This is a genomic window from Conexibacter sp. JCM 18997, assembly GCF_055391915.1.
On record NZ_AP043885.1, the window covers coordinates 1908267 to 1921997 of the forward strand.

12 protein-coding genes and 1 tRNA gene are annotated in these 13731 nt (G+C 68.2%); 1 reads left to right on the forward strand and 12 read right to left on the reverse strand.

Going from position 1 to position 13731, the window contains the following annotated elements:
• Window positions 1-45 precede the first annotated feature (45 nt).
• The 4 genes from ACZ5UI_RS09875 to ACZ5UI_RS09890 form a co-directional block, all read right to left on the reverse strand.
• Window positions 46-2211, reverse strand: a complete 2166-nt coding sequence (locus ACZ5UI_RS09875; RefSeq protein ID WP_464196749.1) for a PDDEXK family nuclease — start codon at window positions 2209-2211, stop codon at window positions 46-48.
• Between the two features lie 300 nt (window positions 2212-2511).
• Window positions 2512-3915 (reverse strand): HEPN domain-containing protein, encoded by a 1404-nt coding sequence (locus ACZ5UI_RS09880; protein ID WP_464196751.1) that lies wholly within the window; start codon window positions 3913-3915, stop codon window positions 2512-2514.
• Between the two features lie 41 nt (window positions 3916-3956).
• Window positions 3957-4436: a hypothetical protein gene (locus ACZ5UI_RS09885; RefSeq protein ID WP_464196753.1), complete on the reverse strand. Its 480-nt coding sequence runs from the start codon at window positions 4434-4436 to the stop codon at window positions 3957-3959.
• A 92-nt stretch (window positions 4437-4528) separates the two neighbouring features.
• Window positions 4529-5794, reverse strand: a complete 1266-nt coding sequence (locus tag ACZ5UI_RS09890) for a hypothetical protein (RefSeq protein ID WP_464196755.1) — start codon at window positions 5792-5794, stop codon at window positions 4529-4531.
• 230 nt (window positions 5795-6024) lie between these two features.
• Here ACZ5UI_RS09890 and ACZ5UI_RS09895 point away from each other — a divergent pair, with 230 nt between their 5' ends.
• Complete coding sequence (locus ACZ5UI_RS09895; RefSeq protein WP_464196757.1) at window positions 6025-7272, forward strand: hypothetical protein; 1248 nt, start codon at window positions 6025-6027, stop codon at window positions 7270-7272.
• A gap of 216 nt (window positions 7273-7488) precedes the next feature.
• Here ACZ5UI_RS09895 and ACZ5UI_RS09900 read toward each other — a convergent pair whose 3' ends face one another.
• The 8 genes from ACZ5UI_RS09900 to ACZ5UI_RS09935 form a co-directional block, all read right to left on the reverse strand.
• On the reverse strand, window positions 7489-7677 hold the full coding sequence (locus ACZ5UI_RS09900; RefSeq protein WP_464196759.1) for a helix-turn-helix domain-containing protein: 189 nt from the start codon (window positions 7675-7677) through the stop codon (window positions 7489-7491).
• Window positions 7667-9271: a type IV secretory system conjugative DNA transfer family protein gene (locus tag ACZ5UI_RS09905; protein ID WP_464196761.1), complete on the reverse strand. Its 1605-nt coding sequence runs from the start codon at window positions 9269-9271 to the stop codon at window positions 7667-7669. Before ACZ5UI_RS09905 ends, ACZ5UI_RS09900 begins: the two co-directional genes overlap by 11 nt.
• Entirely contained in the window at window positions 9262-9951 is a 690-nt protein-coding gene (locus ACZ5UI_RS09910; RefSeq protein WP_464196763.1) for a hypothetical protein, read from the reverse strand. Before ACZ5UI_RS09910 ends, ACZ5UI_RS09905 begins: the two co-directional genes overlap by 10 nt.
• A 653-nt stretch (window positions 9952-10604) precedes the next feature.
• Window positions 10605-11078, reverse strand: a complete 474-nt coding sequence (locus tag ACZ5UI_RS09915; protein ID WP_464196765.1) for a hypothetical protein — start codon at window positions 11076-11078, stop codon at window positions 10605-10607.
• Between the two features lie 39 nt (window positions 11079-11117).
• Entirely contained in the window at window positions 11118-11411 is a 294-nt protein-coding gene (locus ACZ5UI_RS09920) for a hypothetical protein (protein WP_464196767.1), read from the reverse strand.
• 214 nt (window positions 11412-11625) lie between these two features.
• Window positions 11626-12297: a hypothetical protein gene (locus ACZ5UI_RS09925; protein ID WP_464196769.1), complete on the reverse strand. Its 672-nt coding sequence runs from the start codon at window positions 12295-12297 to the stop codon at window positions 11626-11628.
• Between the two features lie 10 nt (window positions 12298-12307).
• On the reverse strand, window positions 12308-13546 hold the full coding sequence (locus tag ACZ5UI_RS09930; RefSeq protein WP_464196771.1) for a tyrosine-type recombinase/integrase: 1239 nt from the start codon (window positions 13544-13546) through the stop codon (window positions 12308-12310).
• 95 nt (window positions 13547-13641) lie between these two features.
• Window positions 13642-13715 (reverse strand) — tRNA-Ile (locus ACZ5UI_RS09935).
• Window positions 13716-13731 lie beyond the last annotated feature (16 nt).

Below are 13731 nucleotides of genomic sequence, written 5' to 3' on the forward strand. Positions count from 1 at the left end.
CCACGCTGGCAAACGCGAGGTGGACGTCCGGGGCACGCACGCCGGCTACGTTTCGCTGTCGCCCGGCGCCGACCCAATCTTCAGCAGCGACGCTCGGTCGAGAACGACGCCTTCCCGGCGCTCGACCCAGCGGCGCACGTTGTCGGAGAAGTCGCCGGCGAGAGCCGCCACGACCGGAACGGCACCGACCCGGTCAGTGAAGGTCGTGAGCTTGCGAAGCTGCGACATGCCGAGGCCTCGGGCGTCCAGCTTGCATTCGACCGCGAAGACGGTCTCGCCGTCGCTTGCGAGCAAGTCGACATCGAACGGTCGCTCGCCGTCGCGTTGGAACAGGACGCCCGGCCAGACATGCGCTGGTCGCGGGTATCGAGACGGGTCGCGCAACGCCCGTATCGCGAGCATCACCGGCAGGACGTGCTGGTCCATGACCCGGGCCATGAGACCGTCAACGCGGTACGCGGTCGGCGCCTCGTCCCCTGACGATGCCGTGACCGCCAGCAGGGATGACGCGTTGCAGGCCCGACAACGCACGTGCTCATCAAGTTCGCGTAGCGGCAGAAACGCCCTGTAACGGCAACGAGGGCACTTCACGTTGCGTCCGCGCTGGACGAACCCCCCGGCTACCAGCTTGTCCAGCACAGCTATGAGCTCTCGTTTGCCACGTCCGGACAGTCGACTATTGAGTTGCTCGACAGTTCGGGCATCGACCTCAAGCAGCAGCCCTTCGGCTCGAAGCGCTTCCGCTAGCTGGTCGGCGAGTGCCTCCTCGCGCCCCTGGCGACTGAACGTCCCGGCCAGCTTCTTGACGAGCTGGTCCCGTGACAGCGGAGCCAGTGCTGCTAATACCTCGACCGCGCATGCGTCCGCGAGAGCGTCCAGGGCGTCGAGGTTGCCAAGACGGCCGAGCAGCGCACGAGCGTCGTAGGCGACGCGAGGCTCCTGGGTCGCGTAGTCGTGGTCGGCTGCCCAGTCCGCCAGCGCCGTGTGTTCGTTGGGCAGTCGCAGCGTCAGCGCCCACGGCGACGGGCTGCCGTGGTTCATGCCAAGCCCTCGTGGATGCGCAAACGCGCCGCGATGTATCCGGTCTGCGGCGGTCTCCGTAATGGGCAGCGGGGTTGGGAGCGTCTGGATAACCAGCGGCATGCCGCCGCGCCAGAGGAAGCCCCGCGGGCGCGGCAGCGTGACGTGCATGACACCGTCGTGCGTCGTGTAGTCCACCCCGTTCCAGACACCGCGCAGTAGCCAGCTGGGTGCGGTCGGCGAAGCCTGCGGCAGCCAGGTGGGCGCCTTGCGCTCAGGCGGCTGCTTGTGGTGCTTGGCCGGGGCGCTCTCGGGGTCGCGTTCGATGCCGATGGCCGCCAGCGCTCGCTCAACCTCGGGCAGCCGCGATTTGCTGGCTTTGACGAGAATGCTGGGCGTTCGCGGGACGCCAGTGGCCGATTGCGCCCACACGAGAAGGCCTTGGAGCTGCTCAGGGCATCGAAGCGCCTGCCGGGGAACACCGATGACCGACGCGTAGGCATTCTTCGCGTCCGACCGTGCGCGAAGGTTCCAGAACGCCACGAGCTCACGGAAGTCGCCGCGCTCGAACACCCACAGGTACGGCCAGTCCTGTGCGCCGCGCGCGCCGAACGGGTGGGTGGCAACCGCGCTGAGGTCGAGCGGAGATGTCGAGTTGAACCCGACTTGGCCGCTGACGTCCGCGCTGAACCCGAAGTCGCCATCGGCGACCCCGAAGTCGCACACTCCGGTCCAATCGCCCGAGTCTTCGACGATGCCCCATGTGACAGCCGCCATGTGGCGCAAAGGCTCATCCTGATGTCTGGGCATCGTCATCGGCCAGCGAGGCGCGTTCGGGTCCGCGACCAGATGCGACGGGTGCAGACCGTCGAATCCGAACCCGGTACCCCAACTCACGAGCCCAGGCAGCTTTGCTTGGACCGCCGCCGCGCGCGCCTGCTCACTGAGTGACGGATGCAGCCATGTCTGGTCTATCGCCCGCGAGGCGATGTCAGCGCGCCAGTGGCCGCGTAGCCGCCCGTTGGCGCCCGCCACGACAATGATGTTGTTCACGCCGTTCCAGACGCGCGAGCACACCCGCACGACGTCCAGGAGCGCGTCCGTGTCGCCGTCGGGAATGACGAACGCCCACTCGGGGCCGTGCCCGTAGTAGGACAGCCGACCGTGGCTGTTGAGGTGGGAGTCGAACATGCGGACGTGGCTCGGACGCCGTGCTGTCAGGCGTCCGCGGGAGCGAACTCTGCCAGCGGTGCCTGCCGGATTCCATGCAGCGCCGCTCAGAACGGATGGCGCGGTTGCGCCCGTCACGCTGCCAGTTGCTGCGCGGGGTACGCATCACGCCGAGCGAAGCACCGCGGCTTGGGCAGTCCGTCGTTGCGCCGCGGTGCTCAGAGCGGCGTTGGCGTCCAGCGTGTCGGTGATGCCCATGTTTCCGTGAGGGCGCATGCGACGGCAAGAGCATTCCGCTGCGGGGCGGGCCGAAGCCGCCGCTCAGTCGGCGTCGAAGCGTCCTGGCGCCTCGTCGCGCGGAAGCGCGGGTATGGGGTCGTCCCAGCCGCGACCTGCAGCGAGGCATTCGCGCACGCGTTGTGGGTCGAGCCCGAGGTCGAGCAGGATGCACGCTTCCAGGACGTAGGTCAGCGACGCGGCCAGGAGCGAGTATCCGTGCGGCGTTCGCGTCACCCATTTGCTGGCGGAGCTGAAATGCGTGAGGTGATTGCGGGTCTCAATAAGCGACTTCTCCAACGGCCGGCGGACGTCTTCCAGGCGCCCGTCGGCCTGTGCAGCGCGGCCAATCAGCCAACGGATGCGTTCCCGTTGGCTCTGCGCGTTGGCGTGCTGCAGTCGGCTGTCGTAGACGCGGCGGTCGCGGTCTGACGGCAGGGCTTGCAGCATCGCCGCTCGGGCGTCTGCGTGCTCGTCTGCGCTGAGCGGCCGCTCGTCGTGCTTGCGGCGGTGGTAGGTCTCGGCGAACGCGAGCAGGTTCAGCAACCGGTTGACCGCGGGCAGGTCGGTGTCGTTGAGCGTGCCGAACAGAAACTCGGCTGCGTCGCCGAGCTCGCGGTGCAGGTCAATCCACGCCGAGATGAACGCCCCCGGGTCGTCCACCGCGTTGGCTGGAAGCAGCGTCCGCCCGAGGTAGTCAGTCCATGTGGTCTGCGGAATGCGCGGCAGCCAGGACTCATAGACGGTGAAGCCCGCGGCGCGGCCGACGGGCCGCGGTTCGCCTTCGACTTCGCCGCCGAGCCGGCTCAATGCCGACGGTCGACGCATCCCGAAGACGAGGAGGTGCTGGATGGGCGCCAACCAGTCGCGCTCCCACTGCGCCAGGCTCAGCGGTCGCGGCGACCGTAGCTGAAGCGACGCGCGCGCCTCGTGCTCTCGGCGGTACCAGCTGGACTTCCTCGGCAGGTCGTCGACGTAGAAGTACGCGCTGCAGTCACCGACGTCGGCGGTCAACCCGCCCCAGTAGTCCTCGCGCGCATCCTCGGGTCGCACCAAAGCCGATGGGCGCGCTTCGTGACCCTGGGTCAGCCATTCCCGCAGGCCGTGGAAGTTCACGAACAGGTCAGTGGCAGCGACGTCGTCCTCGCTATCAGCCAGGACGCCGGTGACCAGCCGCCAAGCTGTCAGGTCGGCGCGGCACGCCTCTGTCAGCTCGTCAGGGCCCGCGGAGCTACTCCACCTGACCGAGAACAACGTCCACGGCGCGCCCCAGAGAGACTCGCCGTGAAGGACAGGCCAATGCGCGCGCGGCTCTGTCGCCCACGCGGCGTTCAGCACGGTCAGGCGAGTGCCGAACTCCGGGTCGAAGCACAACCGAGCAGACGCTCGGTCACCGTCGCGTTGACCTGGGCGCCAGAGGTAGCCGTCTTCCTCGAACGCCGTTGCCACGTGGCAATCCTGTCAGTTAGAGCGGTCACTGCCGCGAGCACTTACACCGCGGCGGCGTTGCCACCGACCAGCGTCGGTTGCGGCAGCAGAGCCACAGCGTCCGCGAGCTCGTGTATACGCCGACCGAGATAACGCTGCTCAGGCAGGCCGTCGATGAGACCGCCGGTGAAGCTGTCTTCGAGGATGTGCCACCGCGAGTGCTCAAGGCCACCGAGCTGGTCTGCCAGCCAGCTGCAGTACGCGAGCTTCACGTCGCCAGCTTCACTGCCGAGCAGGCGCCAGTGTCCGTCCAGCCCCAGGCCGGCGCCGACGCGCCGCATGATGCGCAGCAGCTTGTCCGCCTCGCGGCCGGCGAGGTCGTCGATTCGCCGCAGAAGCTTCGTCGCCTCCGTCAGGGACTTGCCGTGCTTGAACCACACGGCGTCGCGGTGCGGGTCGACGCGCGTGCTGTCGGCATGGCGCGACCGGCTGCCGAACGCGACAACGGTCGCGGCGCTGATGTTCTGCCGGGCTCGTCCCATGAGGACACGATGCGTCGACTCAACCGGCGCCGCAGGCTTCTCGCATCAGCGCCCATGGTCGGATGGCGCGGGCCGTCGCGTCCTAGCGACAGTCAGTCCGGGAGGAGGTCGTGTCGACCGTGCTCAAGGCACAGCTCGCGCATCTCCTGGTCCAGCAACCACGCTTCGGACCTGAGGTAGATGAGCAGGCATACCAGCATCGCCTCGGTGCTCCGGGCGCCCGCGATGACGAAGATGACAGCGTCGCGGGCGACCTTCATGCCACGACGACGGAATCGCGCTCGCTCTTGGGGTGTGAGCTGGCCGCGTAGCTCGACCCATGCGCGAACGGTCCACCATGTCGCGTTGTCCCACGTCCACGCAACCGCTTGGTCGGTAGTACGCACCACCGCGGCGAGCAACCCGGTTTCGGTCTCGTGCACGGTGTACCCGCGGTCGCTCAACATCGAGGCGAGCTTGCCGGCGTTGCGCGACGGGGTGAGCGTCGGGGCCGTGACGGCGACCGTCGAAGACTTGGGCATGCCGTCGAGCGACGCGACGACTGACGGCACAGGCCGCGCGCCGGTAGCGACCGGTGAGCCCGCGAGCCCGGCGACCAGACCGCGACCTACGCCGACGTCGGCGTAGGTCTCCAGCGCCGCTGCCGGCCGCTGGTCGTAGAGCGCCCGGGCGGATGTTGCGTAGGCGCTCGCAGCCGCACCGATGGCCGCGACTGGCCCGAGGAGAGCAGTGGCGGCGGGGGTGCGCAGCGCATGGACAACTTGGGTGTGCTCGCGCTGCAGCTCCCAGCTCATGCTGGGGCCCAGCTGCGCCGAGCGCATCACTCCGTCCAGGGCGGCTCGTGCCTGCAGCAGGTCGTGGTGGTTGCGCGTGTTGACCTGGTGCGCGAGGAACCATGACGGCGTTGCGGCGCGACGGGCTGCCCTGGCCTGCTGCAGGACGCGCTTGGCTTCGGCGTCGAGCGCGCGAGCCTCGTCGTACCAGGCGATGGCCTTCGATACGGCCTGCTGCTGTCGTCGAACCTGCACGACCGTCGACGCCGACAAGCTGCCATGGAGGCCTGTCTGAGCAGCGCGTAGCTGACGCCGCGCGTCCTTCAGGTCGCGCCGCAGCGTGCGGTCCCAGACGGGGACGTCGCCGAAGAATCGCGCCGACCATGTGCGGTCGACGGCGTCGCGTGACGCGTCGAGTGCGTCGGCGACGAACGATTGGCGGACGGTCATGTCGTCGCGGATGAACGCGAACGACTCCCGCACCCGAATCGCCGGATCGAACATGTCGCGGTAGCGGTCGACGACGCCGAAGACCGGCTGCGCCTGCGCGGCCATCTCCGCCACCAGCGCCGCCTGGCGCGTCAACCGGCTGTCTTGGGCTCGGGCGATGGCTCGGGCGTACGTCGCGACGATGCCACCGGTGGCAACGACAGTTCCAATGCCCCCTGTGCCTCCGCCGCCAAAGGCCCCTTGCCCGATGTACGGTGCCGGCTGCGTAGCGACGGAACGCATGTTCGGTCACGATGACGCATAGCTCGGTCGGACTCTTGTCGCGAGACTTTCCTCAGGCTCGTCTCAGCGCATAGCCTTGCCCGATGGCAAAGAAGCCGCGCCCTCCTCGCCTGGAGAAGTCCTGCCCGTTGCCGACGACGCACACGCGGCTGCATCAGGTCCATGACCAGTGGCACCGGGTCGCCGCCGACTACGGCGACCCCGACGATTTCGTTACGAGCATCAACGCCACGCTGGTCGCGCTGCGCTCTGTGTCGTTCATGCTCCAGAAGGAGCGGTCGCGAATCCCGGACTTCGATAGCTGGTACGCGCCGCACATCGAGCGCTACGCCGACCCGCTGATGGTCTGGCTGAAGGAAGCTCGCAACTTCGTGGAGAAGCAAGGCGACCTCGACGTCCATTCCAAGGCTCGTGTGACGTTGCTGGGTGGTCGCGGCCAGCCGCCGCAGGCCGACGTGGACGTCGACCCTCTCCTCACGCAGCAGGAGATTGCCGAGCTGCTCGCTCCTAGGTTCCCGCAGGCAGCGGCCGCGGGCGGGCTGCTGTCGGTCGAGCGGCGCTGGGTCGCAGCCTCGCTGCCTGACCACGAACTCTTGGACGTGCTCGCACACGGATACGGCGTCGTCGCCGAGGTCGTCGCCAGCGCCCACGCTCAGTGCGGCATCATCATGCAGACCTTCGGCGACGAAGCGCATGAGAACCGTCCCCTGCGCCGCAAGCAGCTTGGTGGCCGACTGTCATGCATGGTGGCTCACGCAAGCTTGCGAACGGCCTACGTGCATCTCGGCAAAGAGACTGTCGTCGAGTGGGGCACGCGCACGCACCAGGTGACCCGCCAGGACGTCGAAGGCTGGGACGTCCCGCCGAGCATGGCAAAGGCCTCTCAGCCGCACGTCCGCGGCCGGCATCTGCTCGACACGGCAGACGGTTTGGCCGACGCCGCGAAGGCGCTCGCAATCCACGTGGGCGGACACGAACCGATGGCGATGGTCTTCGAGACCCGAGATGACGCTCCGCTCCTGTGCAGCCTCAACGCCAACGACCACGCGACGCAGACGCTGATGATGGAGGCCGTCGCCAACGAGGTCGAACGCCTCCGCGCGGAAGGGGTGCTGTTCGTCTCCCAGCTCAGACACCCCGACGACAGCGAGGAACTTGTCGTCGCCGCGATGACAGACGACGGCGGCAAGCGCCAGTGGCGCACGCCCATCACGCGGGATGCCGACGGAACACCCAGCTTCGGCAACACCGTTCGCGAGGACGGCGTCGCTCCTGACTTCATGAACGCAGTCCGCCGGGTCTGGATTGCGCTCGGCCGGGACCTCACCTGAGCAGCGTGAGCCGCGGTGGGACCTCGCAGTGTCTGCCGCTACGTCTGCGGTCGCGGGTAGCGCAGTCGCCGCTCGTCACGGGTCGAGCCCTGCGACCGACCTGCTCGCCCTCGGTCGCGGAACCAGTTCGGACAGGGTCGTAGTCGCCCGTGCGTCCTCGGACCTCAGCCTCATACGGCACGACTCGGCCGACGTACAGCGCGTCCGTCGCAGCGATCATCGTTGGGCCTCCAGCCAGGTTTCGAGCATGGTTCGGGTGAAGCGGATGTGGCGGCCGACGCGTAGGCAGGGAAGGCGTCCTTCGCGTACGGCTTCGTAGATCCAGCTCGGTCGGACGGCGAGGAGCTCCGCGGCCTGGTCGGGCCGAAGCAGCGGCATGTTGAGGGAGTGCCGCTCAGTGCGCATGGTGGTTCTCGGGGTTGAGGACTTGGACGATCTGCGGGATGCCGGCGCCGGGGCGGGCGACGAGCGCTCGACCGGTCGGCAGGGTCTTGATGTGGTCGGGGTGGACGTGGAATTCGCGGCCGCGGGTGCGGGTCCCCGCGCTGTTCGGCATGGCAAGTGCTCCGGTGCGCTGGGTCGAGACCCAGGTGCCACGTGTGCCGGCGACCTGGGCGAGGAGCTCGGCCGAGTCGGGCACGGACTGGCGGTGCGCGATGACCGTCGAGACGTTCCCGAGCACCTGCTCCAGGAGCCCGGGCGTCTCGGGGAGCCGGAGATCGGCGAGCTCCTGCGTCGCGGCGATCACGCTCAGCCCGGCGGAGCGGCCTCGTCCGAACAGGCGGACGACTTCTGATGGTGCGATCGCCGAGAACTCGTCGATGGCGACGACAGTAGGTCGCGGGTCGCGCTGCTGGTAGGCGCAGATCGTGACGAGGTCTTGGACAATCTGCGCTCCGAGCATCTCCGCCAGGAGCGGCCAGCGGTCGGCTTCGAGAGAGAAATAGACGACGCTGCCGTCGCGGACCGCCTGCAGGAGGTCGAGCTGCTGCCCCTCCCCCGTGAGCCACGGACCAAGTTCCGACTCGGCGAGGATCGCCAGTCGATCCCTCGTGCCGGCCAAGCCTCGCATCTGCTCAGGTGTGAGCGAGTCGAGGTAGCGCTGCAGATCGATGGACGTCTCGTCATCGAGCTGCCGACCGATCTGCTCGAGGCGGTGCGGGCTCAGCACGTCGACCAGGAGCGCCAGCGAGGGCGTCTGGCCGAACTGCCGGATGGCTCGAGTGGCGTGGCCGAGATAGCGCTGGGCGAGCCGCTGGTAGTGGGGCTCGGTGAAGTGCTCGGCGGCGAGCGCCTTATCCGCGATCTCGGAGCTCGTTCCGTGGGCGTAAGCGTTGTACGACCACGGGCCCGCCGGATCCCATCCGATGAAAGGTCGGCCGCTCTGCTCTGCGGCGTTGCACAGGGCTTGGCGGAGCGCCGGATCTCCCTTCGGGTCGATCACGACCGCGCCGCAACCGGCCCCGATCGCGCAGGTGAGCAAGAGGGTCTGCGTGACGGTCTTTCCGGATCCGGTTGCTCCGCAGATGAGGACGTGCTTCGGACGGATGCCTGCCTCGACACGGACCGGCCGGTGCTGGCTCGTGAAGCCGAGCAGGATCCCTCGGTCGTCGACGGCCGAGGTCGCGGAGCGACGGACGCGCCTGAACGCCAGCGCAAGCGCCCTGATGATCCCCGTGCGTTGGCGAGCCCGTTCGGCGATGTCGCCGCCAGCCTTTGTGTCGTTCAGGTGCAGGTGGCCGCCGACCGCGAGCACGAAGACGCTGAACGCGATGCAACGTGCGCCCCACTCGGCGTCGACCATGACAAGCGCGCACGCGGGGACTGCGAGGAACGGCCAGGTCCAGCGCAGGCCGATTCTGTACAGCAGGCCTGCGACCACAGCGCCAACAAATGCGGCTACGGCAACCCCGATCACAGCCATCGCGATCGGTTGGAAGATGTTGGGCGGCGTTACGGCGGCGCGGTGGTGCGCTGCCGCAAGAACGATCATCGACATGTGGAGACCCCTTCCGGGCGATCGATGTGGGTGGGCGGCAACGGGCGGATCTCGACGATCCCTTCGGTGCTGGTGCGAGCGATTGCCTGGGCGACGGCGCGGGCGACGACCGGCGGGGCGTAGTAGCGGACGCCGGCGAGGTGGCGGGCTCGTCCCCAGCCGCGGCAGATCTGGTCGAGCCGCCGCGCGGCCTTGACGGAAAGCTCGACCTCGACCGCGACCGGCAGCTCGGTGCCGCCCGGGTAGATCAGAAGATCCGGCCGGTGTCGACGGGACCTGCCGTCGTGCGATGCCGGGAGGTCAACGCTGGCGAACAGCCGGCCCGCGCCGGCTTCGGCGCTGCGGAACTCTCGTTCTCCGACGACCGCTGCGCCCTCCGCCTCGAGTTCGAGCCACACCCTCGTGCAGGCCAGCGTGTGGGCGACGTTGGCCGGGTTGAGCCCGCCGGTCGGGATGTTTCCCAAGCCCGTCCAACGCATCCCTCGACGCGTCGGCACGTAGGCGGTCGGCTCGCCGTAGAGCAGTTGGGCTGAGTCGAGCAGGCCGCTGTCCGTCAGATGCGCCAGTCGGCGATACGCCGCGGTGCGGCCCATCCCGAAGCGAAGCATCGTGTGGCCCGCGGTCGCGGCACCAACGCGTCCGACCCACTGGACGATCTCGTAGTCGCGCGCCGTCAACATGACGCGCACCGGATGCTGCGCTGGCTCTGTGAAGAGCCGATTGCGAAGGTGGTCATGCCCCTATAGGCACGACCACCCGTCCCTGGCGAAAAACTTCTCTGTAGCTCAACCGAACCCGGTCGTTGAAGAGGCTTCATGCCCTCCTAGACCGCGAACCCAGCCAGCTGCGAAAAACCTTCGCCTTCTGAGGTCTTCGCCGTCCTCGTGGCGTTGGCTCCCCGTTCAGTCCCTTCCGTCTCTCCTGCTCTTCCTCACTTCCCACCCGTGGAGGGCCCGTCCTTTGCTGAGCCGCTCGTCTCTACCTCTCCGTTCCTCATCCCTCACTCTCGATCGCCTTCTCTTGCGTCTCTGTCCGTCCCTCGCTGCCCGTCTTCCTGCTTTGCCCGTCCGCCGCACACCGCTCCTGGGCAACTGCTTGCTTGTGATCGCTATCTGACCCCGTCCGAGAACCATGGTGATTGGGCGGGGTCAGACAGCGGAAGCATGCAAAACGGCTGCACCTGCAGTGGTTTGCGGCGGACGGGCTCTCCACGGGTATATCCACAGTTCGCGCAGGACGGGCTTCGAAGGGTGCTCCGCCGCACGTCACCAAACGGCCCGCGAGTCACAGCGGCTCCGACTGACCAATCGACCGTCGCGGTCTCCGCGGTGGGCTAGCCGTCGCGGGGGTTGCTGCGGCCGTGACCGATCCGGGCCAGCACGCGATCGCTCAATTCCACGTCGTGGCGCATCAGCTGCAGGTCAGCAGCATCGACCTCGACGCCATGCTCGTGCAGGATGCTTGCCATCCAGCGCCAGTGATCTGCCTCCATATCCGCTTCGGAGTGTTCTCCGAACGCGGCATCTGGGCCAACCACCATGCGCGCCGTCTCTTGCATCCCCTCCACGGTCTCGTGCGCCCAGATGCCCGGAGAGTCGAGCTCCGCTCGGCGGCGGTCCTCTTCGGACGGACGCCCGTCCAGGAAGACCGTGTGCTGCCGCGCCGCCCATCCCCGGTCGTCGAGCAGCAACAGTCGTCGCCCATCGGCGAGTGCGGCCTCGTGTCGCGCGGTCACTGACAAATGGCGACCGTTCGGACCGCCGTCACCGGCGTCGTCGATGTCTACGAAGGTGACGAGGTGGGTCACAGCATTCAGCGTGGTTGTCCTCCCGCTCGCGCGCGCGGCCTACGCATCGGCCGGTGACAACACGTTGAGCTCGACCACGCGATCTGGCGCCTCAAGCGCGGCGCACGCTGCGCCGCGCAGCGCCTGACGGTCGAGCCCGTACCGCTCGGCGGTCCGATCGAGCAGCTCGAGATGACTCGCTGGGGCGAGGAGTTCGATGTTGGCCGGCTGACCGTCGGCGAGTGCGATCTGGCAAAACGAGTCGTCGATCGGCTCGTCGGCGCCGTCCCAGTGGTCAACCTGGATCAGGTCGATCGAGAGTGCGTCTGCCTGGCTGTCGTACTCGGCTCGCATCGAGCGACTTTGCGAGCGAGGGCTAGCGAGTCTTGCGAGGCGGGCCGAGGCGCTCGGGACGCTCGCCGACCGACTTCAGCGCCTCGCGTGACGCGGGATCTCGCGGCAGCGTGCGAGGAGCGTTCTCGGCCTCCTCGATGGCAGCCGCAATCGCTCCGCCGGGCCGGCGGGCAGCGGTTTCGCGGTAGGAGCGCACAGCGGCCATGGACTCAGGTTACCCCTGGAGCCCCAGCTCGTCGATCTCTGCCCAGAAGCGATCCCGGCCACTGGCGTAAGCGTCGCGGTCGGCCGAGCCTGTCGTCGGCAGTGAGTCGTAGAGCCGCAAGAACACGTCGAGGGCAGCTACGGTCGCGGGCCCGTCGTCCTGTGCCCGCTGTCGTGCTCGCTCGATGTCGAAGGCGTCTCCGGCGGCCGCGCGAAGCGCGACGGCCTGGCCGAGGCGGTCCCGCGCGTTCCAGAACACGGCCTGTCCGAGTCGGTCCAGCGTGAGATCCGTCAGTGACCAGATCGGCACGACGCTCCCTGTCGGCGTCTGAACGCGGTCGGTCGCCGAATGCGCGGGTAGGTAGGAAGCCGGGACCTGGACCGTAAGGCCGAGTCGTTCGTTGGCCCAGATGTGCTGGTGCGCATTGGGCCGCTCGAACCCCAACGCCTCGAGCACGGCGTCGAGCCGGTCGGCCTCGGGCGTAATCAGGTCGATGTCGACGGTGGCGAAGTCGGCCGCCGTCGCGAGCACGACGGCGGCGCCGCCGGAGACCACCACGGAGGTGATGCCTGCCTGTTGTACCCGGTCCACGATGAACCCGGCGGCGTTGGCGATGCGGTCCGCCGCCCCCTCGGCCTGCTTCACCACCACCGCCAGCTGTTGCTCGCCCGGCGTCGCCATGCCCCGATCCTCACCGACCCGCGGCCATCGCGCCACCCGGCGCGAGCGGTTCGGTCTCTCGGCGCAGCAGCGCGGAGAGTTTGTCGGCCGCGTCGTGCCTGGGCACGTGGTGGACGTAGATCATCGTCGTGCTGATGTCCTCGTGGCCCATGTACGCCTTGACGTCGGTCAGTGGGAACGCCTGCACCGCGAGCGTGCCGAACGTGTGGCGCAGGTCGTGGAAGACGATCGGATCCTCGCCCACGCGCAGCGCCGACAGGCCCGCCGCGGCGAGTGCTTCGTAGAAGCCGTTGCGGATCGTATAGTCGTAGAGGTGCCGTCCCCACTCGTCGCCAAAGACGAGGCTGTCCGGAGCGACGTTGGTTTCCCGCCGGCTCAGACCGTCCAGGGCGACGAGCGTCTGGTCGACCATCGGCACCGAGCGGACCTTGCCGGACTTCGGTGAGCGCTCTTGGCCACCGGTGAAGTTGCGCCGCACGAACACGGAGCGCTTGGCGAAGTCGACGTCCCGCCAGCGCAGCGCGCGCAGCTCTCCCATCCGTAGTCCGGTGTACGCCGCCACGACGATCGCCGCGCGAATCGTCTCGTCCGCCGCGGCCGACGAGACGGCGTCGACCTGCGACGGCGTCAGGACGTTGAAGTCACCGGAGCGCTTGAACGTGATCCGCTCGGCGTCCGCCGCCGCGTTGTACTCGACCCAGCCCTTGCGCTTGGCCCGCTTCAGCAGGCCGTGCATGAGCACCAGCTGCTTCTGGAGCGTGCGCCGGCTGATGCGCCCCTCAGCCAGTTGCTGCTCGCGGAAGTCGTCGATGTCCGCGGTGGTGATCGCGTTGACTGGCGTCTCGGCTCCGAAGTAGTGGATGAGCGCTCCGTAGACGGTGTTGTAGTAGTCGCGGACCGTGGTGTTGGAGCGCTCGCGATCGAACTCGATGTAGCGCAGCCACTCCATCGCTGCCTCGTGGAAGGTGACCGTCGCGACGAACGGCTTGGGCGGCTCGTTGATCGTCGCGTCGGCCAGCGTGCGGCGCAGCCAGTCGTCGGCCTCGCGTGGCGTCAGGTACTCGGGTCCCGGCTTGGGTCCGTCGGCGCCCCTCCAACGAGTGGCTCCCCTCGGTGTCTGGCCGTAAGCCTTCACCCAGGCCTTGCCGATGACCTTCTTGTGGCGCTTGCCATTGGCGTCTCGCCACAGCGCGACGAAGCGCCGACCGGAGCCCTTCTCGACGACTTGTAGGTGGCCCGTGGGAGTCATGACGGGCATCCAGGGAACCCGAGTTGGGAACCCTTTACCAGCGAAGCAAACGGATGTACGACCCAGATTCCGCTTGCTACAGCCAAATTTGGCAGTGGGCCAGCCAGGACTCGAACCTGGGTCCGACGGATTATGAGTCCGCTGCTCTGACCAACTGAGCTACTGGCCCGCGAGGGCCGCAGCCT